This window comes from Methanobrevibacter sp. DSM 116169 (genome assembly GCF_046197865.1).
Classification (GTDB): domain Archaea; phylum Methanobacteriota; class Methanobacteria; order Methanobacteriales; family Methanobacteriaceae; genus JAHKLT01.
Map to the genome: position 1 here is coordinate 827,763 of NZ_CP166990.1, position 17,767 is coordinate 845,529.

Below are 17,767 nucleotides of genomic sequence, written 5' to 3' on the forward strand. Positions count from 1 at the left end.
GGTAATATGGTTGAAACAAAAAAGATTTGGTGGATGGTTAAAAAAGAATGGTTAAGTTTAAAAAGACATCCTGCTCGCCTATTTTCAATTTTAGTATTTCCTATCATAATGATTCTACTTTTTGGTTATGGTATGGGTGGAGAACTTACTGATTTACCTGTTGTAATTGTCTCACAAAGTGAAGGAAATTTAACTGATGCAACTATTGATATTTTTGAATCTACAAAAATCTATAAAGTTACAGAAGTAACATCAGATATTAATCATGGAAAAGAATTAGTTGATTCGGGTCAAGTTAAAGGAGCTATTATTCTACCATCGAATTATGATGATCCTACGAATCTTCAAAAGTCGGTAACATTTTACTTGGATTCTTCAGATCAAATGGCAAGTCAAACATTAATACCTTCTACTCAAGCAATTTTCCAAAATATTGCATTAGAACAAACATCTGAAATGTCTTCTGCTCTTACAACAGAAAGTGCTAGTATGCAACCATCACTTAGTAACTCAATTGATTCATTTAAATCATTAATTACTGTTCATATAAATAAAATATATGGTGATATTAAATATATTGACTTTTTAGTTCCTGCTGTACTTGGTATGACTATAATGATGTCTTGTATGATGGGAATGGGTGCATCAATTGCAGGAGAACGTGAAACTGGAGAACTAGCTAGATTATTCATGACACCTACTAGTGTTGCAACTGTTATTGGAGGTAAAATTGTAGGTAAGCTATCAGTTGAACTTATAAGGGCTTTGATATTATTGTTTGCAGCTATTATATTATTTGGTGCTACAGTAAAAGGCGGAATATTCCAAACAATTTTGGTTTTAATGATTGGAGCATTATGTTTTGTTGGTTTTGGTATTATGATGAGTTCAAGAGCACAAAATCAAGAAGATTATTCTCAAATGGTCATGCCTTTTAGTATGCCAATGATGTTTGTATCAGGTGTTTTCTATCCTGTTGAGACTATGCCGTGGATTTTCCAAAAAATAGCTTATATTTTCCCACTCACATATTTAAATGATGCTATGAGAGGGATAATGTTAAAAGGTCAAAGTTTAGGTGATATATGGGTAGATTTAGCAGTTTTATTATTGTTTACACTATTTTTCTTTATTGTTGGTGTTAAAAAATTCGATAGAGATGTTTAAAAATAGAAAATTTATTTTTTCTATTAATTTTTATTTTTAACACAGATTTTTATTATAATTTTATGGTATTAAATAAAATTATTTTTTAGTTTTATTATTGTTTTTATTTTGATTATTGATTTAATAATGGATAATTGTTTTTTAATAAAACGTAGTATTTTATATACTATTTAATACAAATTATAATTTGTAATTGATTAATGAATATTTTCATGATATTTTAGAGGGATTTGATTTATTATTTGATTAAAAAATTCTTTTTACAATAATGTTGATGTGAAAGCCAAATACAGTATTTTAAAAGAAACTATCTGAAGAAAAAACCTTTTAAAAAATAAATAGTTTAATCAATTATGTACTGTGCAAGAAACGAGAATTCAAGCTTGTGTTACTATGGTTTATAAAAGTTATTTAAACAAGAAAAAAACCAATAAACATTTTAAACACAAATTAAAAAAATAATTATTGGACAGTTTCATTTAAATAATAGGTGAAAATATGCCGGAATATGGTGAAGAAGATTTAGTTTTTAAATATGATGGTATTAAATTTACTATTGATGATGTATTAAATTCAATAACTTTTCCAAATTTACATTTTAACTCTCAATTTCCTAAGAATGTTTTTGTTGCTAATTATAATATTGTTCTTAGTTATTGGCAATATATATCATTGATGTATGATATTATAAATCCTGAAGATGTTAAAAAATTTATTTCAGAACACGAAGATGATTTAAAATCACTGATATCTAATATTCCATTTTTTGTTAAAAAAGAGTTTCCTAATGATATAATTTCTTTAGAATTAATTAAAGATCCAGATGTTGATAAAAAATTACTTAGAGCATATATTCATACTAGTGTTTCTCCAACTGAAGCAATAGAAAAATTAGATATAATTGATGATTTAAGTTCTGAAATTGAAACTATTGATACATTAGATTCTTTTTTATTAAATGTGGAGTTTGAATAAATGGCTTTTGATTGGAAAGATTATCATATTCTTGCTGATGAATTAGAATCTTCTAATTGCGATGCTAAAAAAAGAACATCAATAAATAGGTCTTATTACTCTGCATATTGTGTTGCTAGAGATTTGTTAATTGATAATGGTGCTTATGTTGATGCAAATAATAAAGAAATTATTAATAGTGCCACATCAAAAGCTCATTCTGAAGTTAAAAATACATATAAAGATTTATCTTTTCATTGTAAAAGAGGAGATAAAAATCTCGGATTACAAATTTTTAAAAGATTAAATCGTTTAAGAGATAAAAGAAACATGGTTGATTATCAAAAATCCTTTTCAAATTTGCAATTTGAGGCCAACAAATGTCTTATTGACTCTAAATTTGTTTTAGATAATGTTGAAAATTTTTTATAAATAATTATTTTTAGTTTTTTATTAATTTAATTATATTTCTTTAAATTATATATTATCATTAAATTGTAGTGAAATTATATAATTAGATTGAAATTTGTTTTTTGTATGCGATAAATTAGAATATTATTTATACTATTAACAATTAAAACTTAATTACTTAGTTAACGTATATTATCAAATTTTTTTATTAGGTATATTGGGGAATTATATGGTTGAAAAAGGTATAGGTTATGATAAAACTGTAGAATATTTTCTTACTTCTATTCAATACATTGGAAATCATTTAAAGTATTTATCTAAAAAATACGGATTAGGGAATGTATCTTTTGAAAAAAATATCATGAAGATATTTGTAAACAGTTTTTCTTTATTGAGATTCCTGAAAATTTTTCTATTGATGAAGTAAATGATATTTAGGATAAGTTAATTATTGAAACTAGAAATTTTTCTATTGAACATAATATTTATGATTCATTTAGAAATATTACAATTGCACTACTCTAATTTTTTAAATTGGAGGGATATTATTACTTTAGATATTAAAAATTATCCTCAATATCAACTTAGCATTTTTACAATGCATTTATATAATAATGGGCATATATTAATTCCTAAAAATTGCGAAACTCGTTGTATAGATAGTACTATTATTAATAGAGCTTATTATGCTTCATTTTTATATTGTAAAGAATGGTTAGAAGATACTGATCCAAATTTTAGAATCAGACCTAAAATAGCTTTTGATTTTGATGAAAAATATGTTACAGAACATGAACAAGTTTTATTTGAATTAAAATGTAAGAATCTATTAGTATATAATAAATTAAGTTCATTAAAAGAATATAGAAGAGTAGCAGATTATGAACCTTACTGAAATAGAAAATGATACAGTTAAATTTTCAATAGCTGCTTTAAAGTATTTTTTCACAAGCCTTAAATTCAGTCCTTGATTATTTTTTTGAACCTAATTTTTTTAATTAAAAAACTACTTTTATTATTTTTGTCTTATTAGTAAGTAATAACATTTATATATTTTTATAAGTAAATATTATCTCATGATTGTGGGAATTAATAATGTAGATATTTTAATAAATTATCTTTTAGCTATTTTCATATCTATTGTTGTAGCTTATTTATTAAAAGTTCCATTATTGCCGGATAAGCCATATAGGTTTTCATTTAAAAAGAGCGCTTTATTTCCAACACCTATTTTTGCTTTAGGCTTTTTATCATTTTGTTTTGCACTTGATTTTTATTATATTCTAGATACTCATGTGTTAGGACTTTTAATTGGAATTTTTACAGGTTTTTTTATTAAATATATTTTTGATTTTTTATTCCCAGGACCTCCTGAAACTGATAATGGAGGGGATGCATTATGAATATAATTATTGGTATTATTTTAGCTACAATAATTACTTGGCTAAACTTTGTGATTATTGATACTTATTTTGGATTACCTGAGCAACCAGGAGTTCAAGGTGCTAAAACTGTAGGAAGAGCAGTTAAAAAACGAGGAGGAGATATTGCTGGAGGTTACTTCCAAGGAAATATCTTATGTTCTCCTGATGCTTCTGCAGGCACTTTACTTTCTGCTATTGGTTATTTTCTTTTAGGTATTGAAGGAGCATTTATTGCAGTATTATTCGTTTATATTGGTAATAGATTATGTGCTGATCCAGGATATGCTGGTACGATTGGTGCTTTAGCTATGACAATTATTATATTTTTATGTTCATTTGTATCAATTGAACCTGAAATGTTTATTGTTGGTATTGTTATAGCTATTACAACTATTCAAGGAATTGATCATCCAACAGCATCTAAAATTTTAGGTAAAATAGCTTATAAGTTTAATAGACATGCTAAAGAGTGACTATATGTATTTGGAGATTATCGGCTTTATTATTGTAATAATGGCCTTAAGAGCATTAATAACTAAAAATAGGTCTGAAAGATTACTATATCTTAATGTTATAGATTTTGGAATATCAGCAATTATTGCATTGTATATTAATACTCCATTTGCTCTTATAATAGCTGCAACTTTCTTTATTTGTTCCACTATAAGTACTAATGCTATTGCTTATAGTTTAAATAGATTAAATGACGAAATATTGGTTGAAAAATAGGTGTTAATAATGGAATTTATAATGACAATAGTTTCAGTTCTTTTATTACTTATTGGGGCTTTTGGAGTAATTTTACTTTCAAAACCTTTAGATAAAATAATAATGTTTTCTATAATGGAAGGAGGGCTTTTTTTAGCTATTGTACAGTTTAAATATTTAGATGTTGCATTAATAATTGCACTATTGGGACCTTTATCTGTAATTGTACTATTATTGCCTATTATAAAAATTAATGAAATTAGAAGTAAACAAATTCCTAAGGAGGATAACTAATGATTGAAATTGATATATTCTTTTATTTAGGAATCTTCTTAGCTATTGTTGGAAGTATTGCTACTGCATGGGGTCCTAATGTTCGTGATCCTGTAATTAGAACTTTAAATACTGAAGTAGCTTCTATTGGAATTTCTTTAATTTTATTATCTTATAATCATATGTTAGCTCTTTTAACATTAATGGCTACTACTATTGTAATTACTTTAATTTTATTTAGAGCTATTACTCGCCTTGAAGAAATGGGGGCAGATGTATGAAAATTGGAGATTTATGGAATAGCTTAGCAAATCCTAAAAATGTTCCAAGATTATTTGCTATTATTTTAGGAGCATGTCTCATAGCTGGTTTTTTAATACCTATGGAGTTAAATCCTGATCAATTATATCCAAGACCTGCTCCTCAATCTCAAGTAGATGAAGGATTAAGTTTAGCTCCTTATGAACGTGGTGGAGAGATTTTAAAAACACCAGGGGAAATTAAATCTCAATATCCTGCAACTACTCCATATCTAGGGATGATAACTTCGTATATATCTCCAATTCCTAATTTGATATCTGATTTATCTCCATATTTTGGAACTTTAGTTTATTCATCTCCGGGTGGTTTAATTGATGAAGTATTATATTACACTCGTGGTTTTGATACAATTTTAGAATCATCTATATTAATGATGTCTTTTGTAATTGCTTCATGGTTAGCTATTAATTTTACAATGAATAGAAAAAATGAAACAAAAAATATAAAAAAAGGTTTTAAAAAAGCTATTGATGAATCTAATACTGTGGCTAGTGAAATTGAATCTAATAAATGGAAAAATACATTAAATAAAGGTGATGATTAATGTTTGTCCCTGAATTTGTTCCATCAATTTTTATTTCAATGTATTTACCTGCAATTTATACTGGGCTTGTTGTAGGATTTATTGGTCTTTTAGCTATTGCAATGGAAAAAAGAGATATACATATTTTAATTTTAACAGATATTGTTGGTCTTGCAATGCTTGCTATTGTTGGTGCTGTGGGGACTGATTTAGCTGAAGCTTTAATCTTACCTGGTTTAGTTGTAGAACTTGCTGAAATTTTAGCTATTTCTGAGATTTTAATTTCAAGAGAAATGCATAAAATTGAAAAAAGAAATCCAAAACCTAATACATCACTATTTCCATTACCTTTAGTATTAGATATGGAAATTATGACTACTGCTTCTAATTTTTTACCTTTAGCTTTAATAACTATGGGAATTCTTTTAACTGGATTTACTGGTGGAGCTGTAGCAGGTGGAGGAATTCTTTTATATGTAATTACAAGAAAATCAAGAGGATTGCCTATTGTAGTATTTGATTCTCTTAGTGGAGTATCAGGTATATCTTGGTGTTTATGGATTATAGGATTTTCATTGTTTTTCATAGCTCCTAATTTATGGCTTTTAAGTTTATTACTTGCAGCTTGTGGATTATTGTTAAAAGTTGCATCTAAATTAGGTTTAATTGGAATTTTAATGAGAGAAGAATTTAATAGGGAATAGTGTGAGGAATTAAAATGGATATTGCAAACCTTGGCGGAGATTTATTTGGAGTTATTCCTTTAGGGGATATTGTATTATATTTAACTCCTTTTCACTTGTTTATGGCTGTTGTAATGCTATTATTCACATTTTTAATAAGCATTAGTAAAACAGAAACACAAGTTGAAGCTTCATTTGGTTCACTTGAAGATAAAAAAGTATCTGTAGGTTTATCTGAATTTAAACAACGTAGATTTTTATCAATTATTTGTGGTATTGCTACAACAGGAGCTATGATTACTGGGGATTTATTTAACTTTACTTTGTTTATGGCTTTAATTGGTATTGTAAATATTGGTATTGTATCTGCTGTTAAACAAACCAGTGTATTAAATGCAGCATATCAATATGGTCTTATAGCTATGATGTGTAGCTTACCTTTATTTGGTGGTGCAGCTATTATACTTGCATCAACTGGTACTTTAAGTTTATTTGAATTAGCTAATTTAACGACCACAAGTCCAATGATGATTTTTGGAGCTATTTTATTGTTAATTGGTATTATGGGGGAATCAGGTGTTGCTCCATTTTTTGCTACAAAAGCAGAAATGTTTAGAACTGCAGGATCTCCATTTATTGTTATTATCCATTTAAGCTCTTTATTTGTAATTATCAGAGCTATTGAAATATTATTAATTATTATAAAAGTTATTTAAGGTGTAAAAATGAATAGAATCAAAATAATTTCATATCTATTGCTAGTTATATCTATCTTAGCAATTTTATATGCGTTAATATTTAATCCTCCTAGTTGGATTGTATATGCTATAGCTATTGTATTTATACCTTTGTTTATTGCTTCATTTGGAGTTTTAACTATGGCTAAACCTATTGAAGATGAGAAGGAGGAAAGAGATGAAGAACCATTTATTGGTTATTAATCTTTTATGATACAATGAATTTGATGGCTAATATTTTAATCAATGTTTTCATATCCTTTTTAGGTGGAAGTCTTCTTTTAGGATTACATAGGAAAGTCATGGCTCGTATTCAGCTTAGGCCAGGCCCTCCAATTATTCAATACTTCCTACATTCATTGAAATTTTTCTTTAAAGAATCTGCACTTCCAAAAACTGCATCCCCAGTTTTTTATATAGCTATTGTATGTATTTTAGCTGGTGCTTGGATTACTGGTGTTATCATTGGACCTGTTACTCAAGGTTCTTTACTAATTATTTTTGCTATATATGCAGTTTATAAAATTGTAGAACATAATATGGGTTCATCATCTGGTTCTCCTTATGGTAAAATGAGTTGTGTAAGAGCAGTTTTTTCTGCATCTTCTGAACTTCCATTATTTGCAGTTATAGCTTTAATATTCTTTAAAACAGGAACTTTAAATATTTCAGAAATTATAAGTTTTCAAGTAGTTAATGGACCATTATTTTATCAAATACCTCTTGCAGCTTTAATGTTTTTTGTTTTAATTTTAACAAAATCTCCTTATTCTCCTTTTGCTATTACAAAAGGTAAAGAATTAATTTCAGGTTTTGAAACAGAACATTTTGGATTTTTAAGAGGATTTACAATGTTTTCTGAGTCTATTGCTTGGTATTTATTACTTTGGATATTTTTAACTGTATTCTTTGGACCATTATCTGCAATTTATTATTTAATTGGTATGATTTTAATTACAATTATTACTGCATTTATTAATGCAACTACTCCTTTACTTAATCCAAACCATTCTGTTATGCTTCAAATTACTATAGCAGTTATATGTATTATTGGAACAATTATAATGTTGATATTATGAATAATGAAAAAGATATAATATTTTTAATTTCATTAGTAGCTTTAGGAATAGCTATTATTGCTGGAACTGTTGGATTTTTAAATGCTCAGTTTGTTCTTCCACTATTATTAATTGGAATAATTCTTATAATTTTCATATTATTGGCATATAAAAAGAATCTTTCACATTTTATTGAAAATATAGAAAAAATCATGTTTATTGTGACCTTAATAATTATAGTAAGTTCATTTATATTAGTTTATAAACCATTTTAGGTGTTATTATGTTAGAATTTTTAATTTATATATTGGTATTTATTATTGGATCCATAGTTGGATTATTATTTAGCTATAAAAAGCATAGTGAACCTTATATTATTAATGGTATCGATATTGTATCTTTGATAATTTCTATTGTAGGTTGGGTTTTATTTATTAATTTTTATTCCAACTTTTATTTAGTTTCTATTGGTATATTTTTAATTGCCTTAATTTTAGGAATGCGTCCTGGATATGGTAGAAAAGAAACTTTTATTGGTTTATTAATTGCAATTTTAATTTATATTATAAATAATTTTATTTTCTGATGTGATAAAAGTGGATAAAAATGAAAAGCTTAAAATGATGAAAAATAGGATATTAGATAGCTATGCATGGAAAAGAGATGTTATAGTGCCATTATCTGAAGATTTTAATGTTACAACAGAAGAAATTGAAAATGTTTTATTTAAAGATATGGATATGTCATCACTTTCTAATACTTTTGCAACTTATGAAACTGCTACAGTTAAATGTTTATTAAAAAGACTTCATATAGATTTAAATCTATGTTGGATAGAAGATACATTAAATCTTATTTCAAAAAAAGATTCTGATAATCTTAAATTAAATTTAGTTAATGAAATTAATGCTGGAAAAGAATATAATGAAGTTTTAAAAGAAGGAAGAGAAAAACTTTTTAATTTTTTAAAGAATTTGTAAGTAGAAAATATTATTTATTATATTAATAATATCTATATAATGAGAAGATTGAGAGGCATAAAATGCTAGATGGATTAAAGGATATTGTCAGAAAAAGTTCTATTCATGTTTGTATAGTAAATTGTGGAGGATGTAATGGTTGTGATGTTGAACTAGTCGCATTATTATCTCCAAGATATGATTTAGAACAATATGGAATTTATGTACACAATAATCCAAGAGAAGCTGATGTTTTATTACTTACTGGTGCAGTTACAGATCAATGGATTGATAATTTAAGGAGAATTTATACTAAAACTCCTGAACCTAAAATTGTTGTTGCTGTAGGTAATTGTCCTCAATCAGGTGATGTTTTTAATCAAGAAGGAGGAAAAGTACATGCTCCTGCTTCAGATTTTGTACCTGTAGATGCCGAAATTCCAGGATGTCCTCCAAGACCTAATGAAATTTTAGAAGCTATTTTAACTGTAGCACCAGGTGCACTTGCAGCTAAAGGGAGGGCTCAAAAATGATTTTTCCAATTGGTCCTATTCATCCAGGACTCAAAGAACCTTTAAGACTTAAACTTGAAACAGAAGGAGAAAAGGTTGTTAAAGCAGAAATCGATTATGGTTATGTTCACAGAGGAATTGAAAAAATAATCGAAGGAAAAACATGGCAAAAAGCTATTTATTTATGTGAGAGAATTTGTGGAATTTGTTCTTATGAACATACTCAAACATTTGCAGAAACATTAGAGCAAATTTCAGAAATTGATGTTCCACTAAGAGCTCATTATTTAAGAGTTATAACAAATGAATTAGATAGAATTCAAAGCCATCTTTTAGCTAATTCAACATTTTTTAAAACACTAGATCATGAAACATTATTTATGCATTCTCTAGATTTAAGGGAATATGTAATGGATTCTATTGAATTATTAACTGGTAATAGGGTTAATATGGGTTGGAATGTTGTAGGCGGTGTTAGAATGGATGCTGATCAATCTCATTTTGATGCTATCTTAAAAAATATTGCTGTATTAGATGAAAGACTTCAAACTACTTCTGAATTATTCTCTGAAGGACCTTTTGTAGCTCTTCGTTCAAAAAATGTTGGTTTAATGACTAAAAAAGAAGCTATTGATGGTAGAGCAGTAGGTCCAATCGGTAGAGCTTCGGGCTTAAAACATGATTTAAGAGAAGACCATCACATTTATCAAGATCATTTTGATTTTAAAGTTATTCATAGAAAAGAAGGAGATAATTATGCTCGTACTATGAATAGATTCGATGAAATTCCTCAATCAATTAGTTTAATCAAACAAGCTATTGAAAATATTCCAAAAGGAGATGTTAGAACAATATCTGATATTAAATCAGGCTATTCTGAATGGAGAAATGAAGCTCCACGTGGAGAAGTTACATATATTACTGAAACTAGCTCTCATTTAATTAAACATATTTCTGTTAGAACTCCTAGTATAATGAATATTGATTCATGTGCTAAATATATGCTTAAAAATGTAGAAACTGTTTCTGATGCAATTTCAACTTATGCATCAGCCGATCCTTGCATTGCATGTGCTGAACGTGTAGCTATTGTGGATGAAAAGGGTAATTCTCAAATTAAAGATTTTTATGAGGTTGTATAAGCTATGGCATCTTTAATGTGGTATTTATATGATTTTGCAAGAAGAGCATGGATTGAAGGTTTTACAGATGCTAAATCAAAAGAAGATATAGTAGAAAAACCAAGTAGATTTAGAGATTTTCCTGAGGTAAAAAAAGAATTATGTATTGCATGTGGTGCTTGTACTGCAGCATGTCCTTCTCCAAATGCTATAAAACTTATTAGAGATACTGATGATCAAGATAAACAAGGTATTACATTTCCTGTAATAAATAAAAGTGCATGTATAAGATGTGGATTTTGTGCTGAAGTTTGTCCAACTGATCCTAAAACATTATTATGTGGTGAAAATCACTTAATTTTACCAGAATTTAATATTGTTCCAACTAAAAAAGAATTTGTTGTTGATGATTTTTTATGTATTAAATGTAAAAAATGTATTAAAGAATGTCCTGTTGATGCAATATCTGTTGTTGATGGAAATGTCTTTGTTGATAAACACAAATGTATTTATTGTGGTAAATGTTTGGATGTTTGTCCTGTTAATGGTGCAATGAAATGTCTTTATATTGATAATTTGGAAGGTCAAAAACAAATAATTTCCCTTGTTGTTAAAACTTTAGAAGAATATGTAGAAAGCCAAGGGGAACAATTAAGAGCTCTTCCAAGTGATGGAATAGCTGTTTTTGAATATCCATTAAATAATCTTTTAAATATGGCATTAAAAATAATTCCAGATGAGAAGATTGCACAAGATATTATATTCAATGCTGTAAATAGATTAAAAATAAGAATTATTGATTGGGATAGTGACCTTTGTAAAAAATGCCAATTATGTGTTAATGAATGTCCAACTGGAGCTATATCTTTTGATGATGAGGAAGATACAATTGTTAGAGATTCTAATAAATGTTTAAGATGTAGTATTTGTTATCAAACATGTCCATTTGGAGTTATAAAATATTTCATTTCTAAATTTTCAATAAATAATGATGAAAATGAGGAATATATTATTCAAATTTCTTCAAGACTTTTAGAATAGTTAATAATTAATAAACGTGAGAAAATGGAAAATGGTTCTATAGAAACTGCAAAACCTTTAAGAGATGTAGAGGTTGATTATGAAATTGATCAAAACAAATGTAAAAATTGTAAAGAGAAACCTTGTCTTAATTCTTGTCCAATTGATGCAGTTTATATAGATTCTAAAACTTCTAAAACTAAAATTAAAAATACTTGTTTTGGTTGTGTTCTTTGTAGAAATTCTTGTCCTTATGATGCAATTTCTATGAAAACCAAGTTATCTCCACCAATTAAGGAGAATATTCCTAAAATTAATACAAAACTATGTAAAGCATGTGGAGCTTGTGTTAATGCATGTAAAATTGGAGCTATTCATTTAAAATCTACTTCGGATGGTGAAGCTTATAGTGAAATTGATGAAGATAAATGTGTTAGTTGTGGCTACTGTTTTAGAGAATGTCCAACTGATGCAATTAAATATGGTCCTATTCGCCCAAGAGCTAATGATGAAGGAGAACTTATAACAATTGATCCAGACAAATGTATTGGATGTATGACTTGTTCTAGGATTTGTCCCGCGGAAGGAGCTATTGAAGTAAATAAAACTAATAAATTACCTTATATTAATCCTGCATATTGTGCAAAATGTGAAGAATGTATGCATTCCTGTCCAGCTACAGCTATTGATTATACTTCTCATGATGATGCTTATTCAAACTATAGTGAAATTAAATCTTTAAAAATTGTCTCAGAAATTTCAGATAAAGATATGGAATTATTATCTAAAGATTTATCTAAATTAGATAATATTTATATAAATATTGCTAATTATTTGTCTTCGAAATTTGATGAAGAAGATATTCATAAAGACACGGAATTTAATGTTACAAATAAAATTAAAAAGGATTTAAATTTAATTATTGGTAATGATATAGCTATTGGAAAACTAGAAGATTTATTTGATTCTTATTTAATTGATAGTGTTATTAAAGTTAATGATGATTTATGTATTGGATGCGGTGCATGTTTGGAAACTTGTCCTGTCGATGCTTTAAAATTAGAATTACCATCAAATCTCATTATTAATGAAGATTGTATTCATTGTGGTAGATGTGTAGCTACTTGTCCTGTTGATGCAATTGAATTATATGATGATTTTTACCAAAATAGAGATAATGAAATATTTTATTGTAGAAAATATATTCATGATGAACGAGAAGGAAAATTCAATATTTCAAATACTAAATGTCAAAAATGTGGTATTTGTGTAAATACATGTCCTACTAAAGCATTAAAGTTAAAAAATAATAAAATAGACTTCAGTGAAAATTTATGTATTTATTGTAGAAATTGCGAATTGATTTGTCCTGTTGATGCTATTAACATTAATGTTGATTTATTGAGATGATAAAATGTCTAGAAAAATTTTTATTACAGATTGTGAAGGTCCATTAACCTTAAATGATAATGCATTTGAGTTATGTGATAATTTTATTTCAGATGGAGATAAATTATTTAAAATTTTAAGTGCATATGATGATTATTTAGTTGATGTAGTTAAAAAAGAAGGATATAATGCTGGCAATACATTAAAATTTATTATTCCTTTTTTAAAAGCAGAAAATTTAACAAATCAAGATTTAATTAATTTTTCAAAAAAAAATATTTTAGAATTTAATTGTACTAAAAATTCATTTCAATATATTAAAAAGTTCATGAATTCTTATATAGTTAGTACAAGTTATGGCCAATATATTGAAGCTGTATGTGATTATTTTGATTTTTCATTTGAAAACACATTTTATACATTTATAGATATGGATGAAATTATTTTAAATGAAGAAGATACCAAAAAAATTAAAAAATTTAAAGAAATTATTCTAAAAGCTGATTTGAAAAAGTCTGAAGATATTGATAAATTAGATAAAATATTTTTTGAAGAATTTCCAAAAATGAATTTTTATGAGAATTATTCTAAAATAGTTACTGTAGGTGGAAGTGGAAAACAACTTGCAGTAGATAAAATAATTAAAATAGAGGATGTTGAACCAAACCAGCTATTCTATATTGGAGATAGTATAACTGATGCTGATCCATTAAGATTTGTCAAAGAAAATGATGGTTTGTCAATTTCTTTTAATGGAAATGAATTTGCTTTAGATGCAGCAGAAATTGCTATAATTTCTCCTAATGGGGTAATTACTGGTGTTATTGCACATATTTTCTCAACTTATGGTAAAGAACATGTATTAAAATTTATTGAGGAATATAATATTACAGATGACATGGAATCATTATTTGAAAAATATAAAAATAATGCATTTGTTTCTAAAATATTTTTTGAAAAATTTTATGATAAAAGATATCCAATAATTGAAGTAATTACAAATGAAAATCGCCAAGATCTTTTAGAGAGTAGCATTGAAATGAGAAAAAATGTTAGAGGCGATGATATTGGAAATTTAGGTTAGGTTTTTATAATGAATTATGATAAAGTAGAAGATACATTTTTTGAAGCTTTTAAAGGAAGATATGTAAGAGCTATCATTACTGGTCCAAATAAAGAAATTGTTAAACAAGCTGCATATGATTCAACTTCAACTCCTGGTGCTGTTATTGGTAGAGTTGAAGGGGGTGTTGAGGGATTTTTAGATAAAAATCAAACTCCTGATGGCAGAGATGGTGCAATTGTTCAATATTGGTTTGGTAGTGATGATTTAGAAAAATTTGAATTAGAATTATCTTATAGGATTAGACAAGATATTTTAGTTAAACCTTTTACTCGTGTTTTTAATTATAATGATAATCCTGAAGGATTTATTGGTATGGAAAAACAAGTCGGAAATTGTGGTGATGGTTATGAATGGAAAGTTAATGAATTTAATAAAACTATGATTGATGTTCCAATAGCTGTTCCAGATTTTCAAATCGAAGAAAAATTAGCTTATTCTGAAGGGATTATGGGTGCTAATTTTTGGTATATGTGTGATAGTGAAGAAGCTGTATTAAATGCTGGTAAAATAGCTATTGAAGAAATATTGACTGTTGAGGGAACTTGTGCTCCTTTTGGAATTTGTTCAGCTGCTTCTAAACCTGAAACCAATTATCCTTGGATTGGTCCATCTACAAATCATTATTATTGCCCTTCACTAAAAGATAAATTAGGAAATATCTCAAAAGTTCCAGAAGGAATTAAATATATTCCTGAAATTGTTATAAATGCAATTGATGAAGATTCAATGAAAAAAGCTGTTAAATCATCTATTGATGCAATTTGTGATATTGATGGAGTTAAAATTATATCTGCAGGAAATTTTGAAGGAAAACTTGGAGATAAAACATATAAATTATTAGATATTTTAAGGTGATTTTATGGAATTTTTATCTAATGAAGTAAATGTTGATGTTATTGGTTTTGGAGCTTTAAATCTTGATAAATTTTATTTTGTAGATAAAATAGCTGATCATGATGAAGAAAGCTTTATTAAATCTAAGAAAAATAGCCCTGGAGGATCTGCAGCCAACACTATTATCGGATTATCTAGATTGGGTCTTAAAACTTCATTTATAGGTAAAATAGCTGAAGATGATGATGGTGAAGTTATTGAATTAAATTTAGCTTATAATGAAGTATTTTCTAATAATTTAATCTACTCAGAAACAGGTAGTACTGGTAAAGTTTTTGATTTTGTTGATACTGAGGGTGAACGAGCTTTATATGTAGATCCTGGTGTAAATGATGATATAATAATTGATGAAATTAATATGGATAATGTAAATGCTACTAAAATTATGCATTTTTCCTCTTTTGTTGGAGATTCTTTTAAAGCACAAAATGATTTAATTGATAAGTTAAATGATGACATCATTTTAAGTTTTGATCCAGGTATGATTTATGCAAGACGAGGTATTAATGAATTAATGAAAATTTTAAAACGCACTAATATTCTTTTAACTAATGAAACTGAATTTCGATTGTTTTATGAAGAATATTACAGGGAAAAAGCAAATGTAGAAGATAATGATTCTATAACTATTAGTGATATGGCTCGTCACATTTTAAAATTAGGAATTGATACTGTTGTAGTTAAAAAAGGTATTGATGGTGTATTTGCATTAAATAAAAATGATGTATCTAATGTAAAATCTTTTAAAGTTAAGCCTATTGATACGACTGGTGCAGGAGATTCTTTTAATTCAGGATTTTTATATTCTTATATTAAAGGATTTTCACTTTCAAAGTCCTGTATCATTGGAAATTGGGTTGCTTCAAAATCTGTTCAATCTGTTGGAATGGAAGGTTTTCCTAGTTTAGATGAATTAAAAGAATTTGAAACTGAAATCAATTAACTAAATTTATTAATCATTAATAATAAAATTAATATTATATTAAAAAATTTTTTATAGGTTGTATAAAATATGAAGGTATCATTTAAAAAACAGATGAAAAAACTTGAAAGGGAAGTTCTTTTAAAATCTGCTGATTTAGATGATGATATTGAGGATTTTAAATTTGAAGTAGAATCATTTAATTCTAAAGACAATACTATATCTATTTCACCAATTTGTGTTAGATGTAATTTATGTTATGAAGTATGTCCTGTAGATGCAATCGATCCTTCAAATATTTTTAAACAAGCTAATATTAAAGATAATTGTGTCAAATGTGAAATTTGTGTTCAATCATGCCCAATTTCATGTATTAACTCAATTAATGCTTCTTCAATTATTGAACCAAATCAAAAAGAAATAGGAATTGATTATTTTTTAAATAAAAAAAATATTCCTCATAGAACTATTAGGCTTAGAGATATTTCTATTGAGTTAAAAGGATGTACTAGTTGTGGACATTGCACGGAATATTGTCCAACTGGAGCTATTACACTAAAACCTACTTCATTTTTTAAAGATTTGGATGATGATATTGTGTTGGATGATGAAAAGCTATATCCAACTATTAATAAAAAAATATGTATTGGTTGTGGATCTTGTGCTAATTTATGTCCTGAAGATATAATTGACCTTGAAAGATTTACTGGACCAATTATAAATACTAAAGAATTAATTCTTAATCAAGATATCTGTGTAAACTGTTATTTATGTGAGGATAATTGTCCTGTTGAAGCCATTAAATTAAAAGATGGTAAAGTTATAATTGATAGGGATAAATGTATAAGGTGTAACACTTGCTCAGATAGATGTCCTGTTGGTGCATTAAAAATTGTTGATTTGGATAAGGAGGAATTTGATGAAAGCTAAAGAATTAATGGATAAGGATTTTGTATATGTAAATCCTGATGATAATGTAAAAGAAGTTTCTAAAATCATGGAAGAAGTTCGTAAATTTACTTGTCCGGTTTTAGATGAAAATAAAAGATTAATAGCATGGATAACTTCCTTTGAAATTACTAAAGGACTTAGAGAAAATAATGAAAAAATTTCTGAGATTATGACTCCTTTAACTGATATTTCTATAATTAATGAAAATGATCCTGCTAGATTAGCTGTAATTGAAACTTCCAAAACTAAATTTGTTACATTACCTGTTGTAAATGATGATAATGTTGTTGTTGGAATTATAAGGTCTTGTGATATTGTCGAACTTTTATCTGCTTTATATGATATTAAAATATCTAAAATTTATGAAGCAATGGAAGAACAATTAAAAGGTGTCACTTGGAATGAACTAATGGAAGCATCCGCAGTTGTATCAAGAAGAACTACAGGTGTTAAAATAACTCCTGAACAATATGAACATAATATTAGAAATTCTACATTTGGTGAAGCTATTTGGGCTACTGGTGGTCTTGAAAAATTCTTTGCAGGATTAATAGCTGTGGGAGAATTAGTTATTGCACGTAAAATAGGAAGAGCTAGAAAATAATTAAGGGATT

At 27.0% G+C, this 17,767-nt stretch carries 27 protein-coding genes; all 27 read left to right on the forward strand.

The window, feature by feature from the left end; translation table 11 throughout:
* Nucleotides 1–6 precede the first annotated feature (6 nt).
* The 27 genes from ACA134_RS04190 to ACA134_RS04320 all read left to right on the forward strand — a co-directional run bounded on the left by ACA134_RS04190 (nucleotide 7) and on the right by ACA134_RS04320 (nucleotide 17,757).
* Entirely contained in the window at nucleotides 7–1,167 is a 1,161-nt protein-coding gene (locus tag ACA134_RS04190; RefSeq protein ID WP_409200926.1) for an ABC transporter permease, read from the forward strand.
* A 498-nt stretch (nucleotides 1,168–1,665) separates the two neighbouring features.
* Complete coding sequence (locus ACA134_RS04195; RefSeq protein WP_409200927.1) at nucleotides 1,666–2,142, forward strand: hypothetical protein; 477 nt, start codon at nucleotides 1,666–1,668, stop codon at nucleotides 2,140–2,142.
* On the forward strand, nucleotides 2,143–2,553 hold the full coding sequence (locus ACA134_RS04200) for a hypothetical protein (protein WP_409200928.1): 411 nt from the start codon (nucleotides 2,143–2,145) through the stop codon (nucleotides 2,551–2,553).
* A gap of 208 nt (nucleotides 2,554–2,761) precedes the next feature.
* Entirely contained in the window at nucleotides 2,762–2,959 is a 198-nt protein-coding gene (locus ACA134_RS04205; protein ID WP_409200929.1) for a hypothetical protein, read from the forward strand.
* Between the two features lie 60 nt (nucleotides 2,960–3,019).
* A complete protein-coding gene (locus tag ACA134_RS04210) occupies nucleotides 3,020–3,427 on the forward strand; it encodes a hypothetical protein (protein WP_409200930.1) in 408 nt (135 codons plus the stop codon).
* A 181-nt stretch (nucleotides 3,428–3,608) separates the two neighbouring features.
* Entirely contained in the window at nucleotides 3,609–3,935 is a 327-nt protein-coding gene (locus ACA134_RS04215) for an energy-converting hydrogenase A subunit A EhaA (protein WP_409200931.1), read from the forward strand.
* On the forward strand, nucleotides 3,932–4,429 hold the full coding sequence (locus ACA134_RS04220; RefSeq protein WP_409200932.1) for a hypothetical protein: 498 nt from the start codon (nucleotides 3,932–3,934) through the stop codon (nucleotides 4,427–4,429). Before ACA134_RS04215 ends, ACA134_RS04220 begins: the two co-directional genes overlap by 4 nt.
* A 4-nt stretch (nucleotides 4,430–4,433) precedes the next feature.
* On the forward strand, nucleotides 4,434–4,685 hold the full coding sequence (locus ACA134_RS04225) for a DUF2109 family protein (protein WP_409200933.1): 252 nt from the start codon (nucleotides 4,434–4,436) through the stop codon (nucleotides 4,683–4,685).
* Nucleotides 4,686–4,694: 9 nt separating this feature from the next.
* A complete protein-coding gene (locus tag ACA134_RS04230) occupies nucleotides 4,695–4,958 on the forward strand; it encodes a DUF2108 domain-containing protein (RefSeq protein WP_409200934.1) in 264 nt (87 codons plus the stop codon).
* The gene (locus ACA134_RS04235) at nucleotides 4,958–5,218 is read left to right on the forward strand and encodes an EhaE family protein (protein ID WP_409200935.1); all 261 of its coding nucleotides are present in this window, start codon (nucleotides 4,958–4,960) and stop codon (nucleotides 5,216–5,218) included. The genes ACA134_RS04230 and ACA134_RS04235 overlap by 1 nt, the downstream gene beginning before the upstream one ends.
* Nucleotides 5,215–5,802 (forward strand): EhaF family protein, encoded by a 588-nt coding sequence (locus ACA134_RS04240; RefSeq protein WP_409200936.1) that lies wholly within the window; start codon nucleotides 5,215–5,217, stop codon nucleotides 5,800–5,802. The genes ACA134_RS04235 and ACA134_RS04240 overlap by 4 nt, the downstream gene beginning before the upstream one ends.
* Nucleotides 5,802–6,485 (forward strand): EhaG family protein, encoded by a 684-nt coding sequence (locus ACA134_RS04245; protein ID WP_409200937.1) that lies wholly within the window; start codon nucleotides 5,802–5,804, stop codon nucleotides 6,483–6,485. Before ACA134_RS04240 ends, ACA134_RS04245 begins: the two co-directional genes overlap by 1 nt.
* Nucleotides 6,486–6,499: 14 nt before the next feature.
* A complete protein-coding gene (locus ACA134_RS04250) occupies nucleotides 6,500–7,180 on the forward strand; it encodes a hypothetical protein (RefSeq protein ID WP_409200938.1) in 681 nt (226 codons plus the stop codon).
* Nucleotides 7,181–7,189: 9 nt separating this feature from the next.
* Nucleotides 7,190–7,405 (forward strand): DUF788 domain-containing protein, encoded by a 216-nt coding sequence (locus tag ACA134_RS04255; RefSeq protein ID WP_409200939.1) that lies wholly within the window; start codon nucleotides 7,190–7,192, stop codon nucleotides 7,403–7,405.
* A 14-nt stretch (nucleotides 7,406–7,419) separates the two neighbouring features.
* On the forward strand, nucleotides 7,420–8,280 hold the full coding sequence (locus ACA134_RS04260; RefSeq protein ID WP_409200940.1) for a respiratory chain complex I subunit 1 family protein: 861 nt from the start codon (nucleotides 7,420–7,422) through the stop codon (nucleotides 8,278–8,280).
* Entirely contained in the window at nucleotides 8,277–8,534 is a 258-nt protein-coding gene (locus ACA134_RS04265) for a hypothetical protein (protein ID WP_409200941.1), read from the forward strand. Before ACA134_RS04260 ends, ACA134_RS04265 begins: the two co-directional genes overlap by 4 nt.
* Nucleotides 8,535–8,542: 8 nt before the next feature.
* Nucleotides 8,543–8,845, forward strand: a complete 303-nt coding sequence (locus tag ACA134_RS04270; protein WP_409200942.1) for an energy-converting hydrogenase subunit EhaL family protein — start codon at nucleotides 8,543–8,545, stop codon at nucleotides 8,843–8,845.
* Nucleotides 8,846–8,855: 10 nt separating this feature from the next.
* The gene (locus ACA134_RS04275; protein ID WP_409200943.1) at nucleotides 8,856–9,239 is read left to right on the forward strand and encodes a DUF1959 family protein; all 384 of its coding nucleotides are present in this window, start codon (nucleotides 8,856–8,858) and stop codon (nucleotides 9,237–9,239) included.
* A 62-nt stretch (nucleotides 9,240–9,301) separates the two neighbouring features.
* A complete protein-coding gene (locus ACA134_RS04280) occupies nucleotides 9,302–9,751 on the forward strand; it encodes an NADH-quinone oxidoreductase subunit B family protein (RefSeq protein WP_409200944.1) in 450 nt (149 codons plus the stop codon).
* Nucleotides 9,748–10,872 (forward strand): nickel-dependent hydrogenase large subunit, encoded by a 1,125-nt coding sequence (locus ACA134_RS04285; RefSeq protein ID WP_409200945.1) that lies wholly within the window; start codon nucleotides 9,748–9,750, stop codon nucleotides 10,870–10,872. Before ACA134_RS04280 ends, ACA134_RS04285 begins: the two co-directional genes overlap by 4 nt.
* Nucleotides 10,873–10,875: 3 nt before the next feature.
* A complete protein-coding gene (locus ACA134_RS04290) occupies nucleotides 10,876–11,892 on the forward strand; it encodes a 4Fe-4S binding protein (RefSeq protein ID WP_409200946.1) in 1,017 nt (338 codons plus the stop codon).
* 24 nt (nucleotides 11,893–11,916) lie between these two features.
* Entirely contained in the window at nucleotides 11,917–13,281 is a 1,365-nt protein-coding gene (locus ACA134_RS04295; RefSeq protein ID WP_409200947.1) for a 4Fe-4S binding protein, read from the forward strand.
* 4 nt (nucleotides 13,282–13,285) lie between these two features.
* Nucleotides 13,286–14,344, forward strand: coding sequence for a hypothetical protein (locus tag ACA134_RS04300; protein WP_409200948.1), 1,059 nt, complete (start codon nucleotides 13,286–13,288; stop codon nucleotides 14,342–14,344).
* Between the two features lie 9 nt (nucleotides 14,345–14,353).
* Nucleotides 14,354–15,241 carry a formylmethanofuran--tetrahydromethanopterin N-formyltransferase gene (locus tag ACA134_RS04305; protein WP_409200949.1) on the forward strand — a complete coding sequence of 296 codons (888 nt, stop codon included), beginning with the start codon at nucleotides 14,354–14,356 and terminating at the stop codon, nucleotides 15,239–15,241.
* Between the two features lie 4 nt (nucleotides 15,242–15,245).
* Nucleotides 15,246–16,223: a carbohydrate kinase family protein gene (locus ACA134_RS04310; protein WP_409200950.1), complete on the forward strand. Its 978-nt coding sequence runs from the start codon at nucleotides 15,246–15,248 to the stop codon at nucleotides 16,221–16,223.
* A gap of 69 nt (nucleotides 16,224–16,292) precedes the next feature.
* A complete protein-coding gene (locus ACA134_RS04315) occupies nucleotides 16,293–17,132 on the forward strand; it encodes a 4Fe-4S binding protein (RefSeq protein ID WP_409200951.1) in 840 nt (279 codons plus the stop codon).
* Nucleotides 17,122–17,757: an HPP family protein gene (locus tag ACA134_RS04320; protein ID WP_409200952.1), complete on the forward strand. Its 636-nt coding sequence runs from the start codon at nucleotides 17,122–17,124 to the stop codon at nucleotides 17,755–17,757. Before ACA134_RS04315 ends, ACA134_RS04320 begins: the two co-directional genes overlap by 11 nt.
* Nucleotides 17,758–17,767 lie beyond the last annotated feature (10 nt).